Annotated in this window: 6 protein-coding genes; 3 read left to right on the top strand and 3 right to left on the bottom strand. The window is 64.7% G+C overall.

The annotated features are described in order from the left end of the window. From NP534_RS06760 to NP534_RS06750, 3 genes are all read right to left on the bottom strand, one after another. Positions 1-732 (bottom strand): peptidoglycan DD-metalloendopeptidase family protein (locus tag NP534_RS06760; protein WP_274098222.1); only part of this gene is annotated, 732 nt, incomplete at its 3' end. Positions 733-735: 3 nt separating this feature from the next. Continuing rightward, positions 736-2,115, bottom strand: a complete 1,380-nt coding sequence (xseA, locus tag NP534_RS06755) for an exodeoxyribonuclease VII large subunit (RefSeq protein ID WP_033701011.1) — start codon at positions 2,113-2,115, stop codon at positions 736-738. A 119-nt stretch (positions 2,116-2,234) separates the two neighbouring features. Further along, a complete protein-coding gene (locus tag NP534_RS06750; protein WP_274098221.1) occupies positions 2,235-3,131 on the bottom strand; it encodes a LysR family transcriptional regulator in 897 nt (298 codons plus the stop codon). Between the two features lie 97 nt (positions 3,132-3,228). Between NP534_RS06750 and NP534_RS06745 the strand changes: the two genes are divergently transcribed. From NP534_RS06745 to guaB, 3 genes are all read left to right on the top strand, one after another. Continuing rightward, entirely contained in the window at positions 3,229-3,984 is a 756-nt protein-coding gene (locus NP534_RS06745) for a sulfite exporter TauE/SafE family protein (protein ID WP_274098220.1), read from the top strand. 46 nt (positions 3,985-4,030) lie between these two features. Then, positions 4,031-4,588, top strand: coding sequence for a hypothetical protein (locus tag NP534_RS06740; RefSeq protein ID WP_033701006.1), 558 nt, complete (start codon positions 4,031-4,033; stop codon positions 4,586-4,588). A gap of 86 nt (positions 4,589-4,674) precedes the next feature. Continuing rightward, complete coding sequence (guaB, locus tag NP534_RS06735) at positions 4,675-6,144, top strand: IMP dehydrogenase (RefSeq protein ID WP_027595680.1); 1,470 nt, start codon at positions 4,675-4,677, stop codon at positions 6,142-6,144. The last annotated feature ends 110 nt before the right edge of the window (positions 6,145-6,254 follow it).

The raw sequence follows: 6,254 nt of genomic DNA, 5'->3' as shown, positions 1-6,254 counted from the left end.
CGAGCCAACCCGGCCAACCACCTCACCGCGGCGCAGCGCCTGCCCCACGGCCACATCGATTTTCGACATGTGGCAGAACATGCTGATGAAGCCCTGGCCATGGTCGACGAACACGGTACGGCCGTTGAAGAAATAATCACCCACCAAGATCACTTTGCCATTGGCCGGGGTCTTGATGGGCGTACCGGCGGGCACGGCGAAGTCCAGGCCGGCATGCGGGTTGCGCTCTTCGCCATTGAAGAAGCGGCGCACGCCGAACTTGCTCGACAGCGGGCCGTTGACCGGCTTGTCGAGAATCAGGTTGCTCGGCAGGGCCGGGCTGAAGCTGCGGTAGGCCTTGATCTGTTCGGCCAGTTCGCCCTCGATGCGCTTGAGGTCGGCCGGGTTCGGGTTGACCTGCCGCGTGTTCTTCAGGGTGATGCGCTGCTCGGGGTACTTCTTGCTCGCGACCGTGAAGGGCAGGCTGCGGCCGCCCTGGCTCAGTACGGCGGTGCCGGGCTTCTGGGTCAGCGGGATGCCGACGATCGCCAGCCAGTTGTCCTGTTCCTTGACCACCAGCACCGGCTTGCCGTCAAAGCGCGCATTCGGCGCCGTGCTGGCAGGCCCCAGGTCAACCACTGCCACGCCACCGGGCACCGGCTTGTTCAAGGTACGGGTGATGTAGCTGGCCTGGGCGCCGCAGGCCAGCAACAGCAGGGAAAGGGCGAGCAGGGGCGCGAACAGGCGGGGCATGGGTCAGTCCAGTAGTGAGAGGGTAACGGGCGTCAGGTGGTTGTCTTCGACCCGCACCTGCAGTTCGCCTTCATTCAGGCGAGCGGTCAGACGCTGGCCGTTGTGGGTCTGCTCGGCGCTGCGGATGGCCTGGCCGCGCTCATCGAGCAGGATGCTGTAGCCGCGGGCGAGGGTGGCCAGCGGGCTGACCACTTGCAGCGTTTGCAGTTGGGCCTGGAAGCGCTGGCGGCGGTCCTTGAGCACCTCGCGCATGGCCCGGGGCAGGCGTTCGGCAAGGCTGTCCAGGCGCTGGTTCAGCAGCTTCAGGGTGCGCCCCGGGTGCTGCGCGGCCAGGCGGGTATCAAGGCGCCCCAGGCGCTCGCGGCGCTGGTTGAGGTTGCCGAGGAAAGCGCGACGCAGGCGCATGTCCAGATCGTCCAGGCGCTGGGCCTGCTGGCGCAGGCGCTCGCCTGGGTGGCGCAGGCGCCGGGCCAGCGACTCCACGCGCAGGCGGTCGTGGCTCAGGCGGTTCTGCATGCGCAGCAGCAGGCGCCGCTGCAGGCTGTCGAGGCGGTGCTGCAAGCCACTGTTGTCGGGGGCCAGCAGTTCGGCGGCGGCGGACGGGGTGGGCGCGCGGACGTCGGCGACGAAATCGCAGATCGACACGTCGGTCTCATGGCCGACGGCACTGACGATAGGCGTGACACAGGCGGCCACGGCGCGGGCCACGGCTTCTTCGTTGAAGCTCCACAGGTCTTCCAGCGAGCCGCCGCCGCGTGCCAGGATCAGCGCATCGAAACCAAGGCTGTCGGCCAGTTGCACGGCGCGCACGATCTGGGCGATGGATTCGCGGCCCTGCACGGCTGTGGGTATCAGGTTCAGCTCGACTTGCGGGGCGCGGCGGCCGAATACGCTGATGATGTCGCGGATCACCGCGCCCGTGGGCGAGGTGATGATGCCGATGCGTTGCGGATGTGCCGGCAGCGGTTTCTTGCGTTCGGCGCTGAACAGGCCCTCGGCGCCGAGTTTCTCTTTCAGTGCTTCGAACGCCAGGCGCAGCGCACCGTCACCGGCCGCTTCGACGGTGTCGAGGATCAGTTGGTAATCGCCACGCCCTTCGAACAGCGAGACTTTGCCGCGCACCCGCACCGCCAGGCCGTCACGCAGGGCCTGGCGGACCCGCGTGGCGTTCTGGCGGAACAGCGCGCAGCGCACCTGGGCGCCGCTGTCCTTGAGGGTGAAGTACATGTGGCCGGAGGCCGGGCGGGCGAGGTTGGAAATCTCGCCTTCCACCCAGACGCTGCGGAACACGTCTTCCAGCAGCACCCGGGCGCGGCCGTTGAGCTGGCTGACGGTGAGGACCTCGCGGTCCAGGCCGAGTCGTTCGAAAGGGTCTCTGATCATGGCGGGCATCATAAAGGACATCGGGGGCGGTTGTCTGTGTTGGGGCTGGGGTTGGGGCTGGGAGGATTGGAGGGGGTGGGGCTGCCAGGTGCAGGGCGCCGAATAACCACCGTCATGCACTACGGGCCCCCATCACCCCCCCCCAACATCGCCGCCAAAAACTGCCGCACCATCACCCCCGCATCGCGCCTGCAGGCCAATGCCACGGTACTCTCACAAGGCTCCCCCAACCCCACGAATCTGACCGATGCCGGCGCAATATCACGCATGCATTCAGGCAATAGCGCCACCCCGAACCCCGCCTGAATCAGCTGTAATTGCGTGGTCTTGCGTGAAACCACCTGGGCCGCCTGCGGGAAGAACCCAGCCTCCATGCACAACGACGCCGACAGGTAGCTCAAACCGCCACGATCACGGTGCGGGATAGAGATGAACCGCTCCCCACGCAACTGCTCCAGTCGCACGACTGCCTCTTCAGCCAAAGGGTGCCCCGCCGCAACGGCCAGCAACAACGGCTCGCTGAACAGCTCATGCAGCACCACCCCCTCATGCTGGCGCAGCACCGGCAGCCGCAGCAGGCCGATATCCAGCCGCCCAGCGGCAATATCCTCCAGCTGCGCCTCCGACGACTGCTGCGCGATTTCCAGCGAGATCCCTGGGTGGCCCTGCAAGTAACAGCCCAGGCGAGCCAGCAGCGGCCCGGTCAGCGGCACGGTACTGGAATGGTTCAGGCGCAAGCTGCCTTGCAAGCCATCCCCCACGTCACGGGTGATACGCTCAGCGTGCGCCAGGTCGGCCAGCAAGCGGCGGGCACGCTGCAAAAAGGCGTCCCCAGCAAGCGTCAGCCGTGGCCGCCGGGCGGTACGTTCGAACAACGGCGTACCCAAGTGCTGCTCCAGCTCCTTGATCTGCCGGCTCAGCGCCGATTGGGCGATATACAGCCGCTCGGCGGCAACGCTGAAGCTACCGCTTTCAGCGATCTCCACGAAGTAACGCAACTGGCGGATCGACGTCATGTCATGCCTTTTCGAGATAGGTAATGGCGAAAAGGCATATTAGTCGGCATGGCTCATGGCTGGCTAACCTTTGCATGACCTTCCAGGAACACACGCCATGCTCACCCAATTGCCATTCTCCGGCCTCGATTGGCTGCCCATCCTGCTCGGTGTCGGCCTGGCCTACATCGTCTTCGGCATTGCCGGTTTCGGCACCGCGCTGGTGGCCGGCCCGGTGCTGATCCACTTCATGCCGCTGTCGCGCATCATCCCGCTGTTGGTGCTGCTGGACTTCGTGGCGGCCATTGGCAACCTGCTGCCGTCGCGCCGGGATGTGGTGCGTGGCGAACTGCTGCGTCTACTGCCCTTCATGGCGATAGGCTGCACCCTGGGCGTGGTGTTTCTGCTGCGGCTCAAGGCTGACGTGTTGCTGTTGCTGATGGGGTTGTTCGTCAGCGCCTATGCGGTCTATGGCTTGGCGGTGAGGGTGCGCCCGGCGAACCTTTCAGGCTTCTGGGCGGTGCCCATGGGCACGGTGGGGGGCTTGTTCGGTGCGTTGTTCGGCAGTGGCGGGTTTCTCTATGCCCTTTATCTGAGCGCGCGCCTGGAGGCGAAAGAGCAGGTGCGCGCTACCCAGAGCGCGTTGATCAGTTGCAGCACCGTGGTGCGCCTGTCGCTGTTTCTGATTGCCGGGGTCTACGCCGACAGCAGCCTGCTGTTGCTCGCTGCCTGCCTGTTGCCGGTGATGTTCGTCGGCCTGTGGGTCGGGCGCCGGCTGACCCTGAAGCTGTCCCGCGAGGCTTTTGTGCGCCTGGTCACCTGGCTGGTGCTGGCCAGCGGCCTGGCCATGATCGGTCGCTACCTGAGCCTGTGAGCGGTAGAATTGCTGCATTACCGCAGTTCGCAGGCTTGCCTCCTTAATGAACACCCAGAGCATCATCGTCCCCAAGCTTTCCACCGTCCCGGCTCACGAGGCCCGCGCCCGGGCGATCGTGCGCTGGCTGGTGCGCGAGAAAGTCATCGAGGAACAACTCACCACCTGCGGTCGCACCGGCAACCGCATGGGCCATGCCCTGGCCGACGGTGCGCGCAAGGTGGCCCTGCACCCGGACAAACTGCCGTTCGGCGAACAAGCCAACGGCCTGGAGATCATGCTCAAGCGCTGCATCTACACCCCGACCAACGGTTTTCTCGAAGAAGCCGGCTGCCCGGAGTGCCGGCGCGAGGTCGGCGAGCCGTTGTTCGAGAGCCTGGAAGAGTGGATGCCAGGGGTCAGTGACAACTTCACCTGCCCGCTGTGCGGCTTCGAAGACGACATCAACGGCTTTCTTTACCTGCAGCCATGTGCCTTTTCCAACCTGGGGTTCATCTTCAACAACTGGGGCGAGGCCGGGTTCACCCAGGCCTTTCTCGACAGCTTCGCCGACTGGCTGGACCAGCCAGTGGCCGTGGTGCAGGTAAAACTGCCACAAGGCTGACCGAAGGCCCTTATTTTGCATTGAGCGGCGCGCCGTGGATGAGTATAATGGCGCGCTTCCATTTTTCCCGCCCGGGAGCCCCCGCGATGCTGCGTATCAGCCAAGAAGCCCTGACCTTCGACGATATCCTCCTTGTACCTGGCTATTCCGAGGTACTGCCCAATGAAGTCAGTCTCAAGACCCGTTTGACTCGTGGCATCGAGCTGAACATTCCGCTGGTTTCCGCTGCCATGGATACCGTGACCGAAGCGCGTCTGGCCATTGCCATGGCTCAGGAAGGCGGCATCGGCATCATCCACAAGAACATGACCATCGAACAGCAGGCCGGCGAAGTCCGCAAGGTCAAGAAGTTCGAGGCTGGCGTGGTCAAGGACCCGATCACCATCGAAGCAGACGCCACCGTGCGCGACCTGTTCGACCTGACCCGCCTGAACAACATTTCGGGTGTTCCGGTGCTGGAAAACGGCGACCTGGTCGGCATCGTCACTTCCCGTGACGTGCGCTTCGAAACCCGTCTGGATGCCAAGGTCCGCGATGTGATGACGCCGAAAGAGCGTCTGGTCACCGTGCGCGAAGGCGCCAACAAGAACGAAGTCCGCGAGCTGCTGCACAAGCACCGCCTGGAAAAAGTCCTGATCGTCGACGACAAGTTCAGCCTCAAGGGCATGATGACCGTCAAGGACATCGAAAAAGCCAAGGCCTACCCGCTGGCCAGCAAGGACGACCAAGGTCGCCTGCGCGTCGGCGCCGCCGTCGGTACCGGCAAGGACACCGGCGAGCGCGTAGCCGCCCTGGTTGCCGCCGGCGTTGACGTGGTGGTGGTCGACACCGCCCACGGTCACTCCAAAGGCGTGATCGACCGCGTGCGTTGGGTCAAGGAAACCTACCCGCAGGTTCAGGTGATCGGCGGCAACATCGCCACCGGCGCTGCGGCCAAGGCCCTGGCTGAAGCTGGCGCTGACGCCGTCAAGGTCGGCATCGGCCCAGGTTCGATCTGCACCACCCGCATCGTCGCCGGTGTCGGCGTACCGCAGATCAGCGCCATCGCCAACGTCGCTGCCGCGCTGGAAGGCACTGGCGTGCCGCTGATCGCCGACGGTGGCATCCGCTTCTCCGGTGACCTGTCCAAGGCCATCGTTGCCGGTGCTTCCTGCGTGATGATGGGTTCGATGTTCGCCGGTACCGAAGAGGCCCCGGGTGAAGTCGAACTGTTCCAGGGCCGTTCCTACAAGGCTTACCGCGGCATGGGCTCGCTGGGTGCCATGGCACAGGCGCAGGGCTCTTCCGACCGTTACTTCCAGGACTCCTCGGCCGGTGCCGAGAAGCTGGTACCGGAAGGTATCGAAGGCCGTGTGCCGTACAAGGGCGCCCTGGCTGCGATCATCCACCAGCTGATGGGCGGCCTGCGTTCGTCCATGGGCTATACCGGCAGCGCGACCATCGAAGAGATGCGTACCAAGCCGGAGTTCGTGCGCATCACAGGTGCCGGCATGGCCGAGTCCCACGTGCATGACGTGCAGATCACCAAAGAAGCCCCTAACTACCGGGTCGGCTGAGGCCTGCAGCGGTAAGTAGCAAGCTTCAAGCGGTAGTTGCGTTGCAGCAGCTACCGCGTTTTCCCCGATCAACTTGCAGCTCGCAGCTAGATGCTTGCAGTTGCACCAGA

The organism is Pseudomonas sp. 39004 (genome assembly GCF_028682155.1).
In the GTDB taxonomy this organism is placed as follows: Bacteria; Pseudomonadota; Gammaproteobacteria; order Pseudomonadales; family Pseudomonadaceae; genus Aquipseudomonas; species Aquipseudomonas capeferrum.
This window is presented reverse-complemented; position numbering and strand designations above follow the sequence as displayed.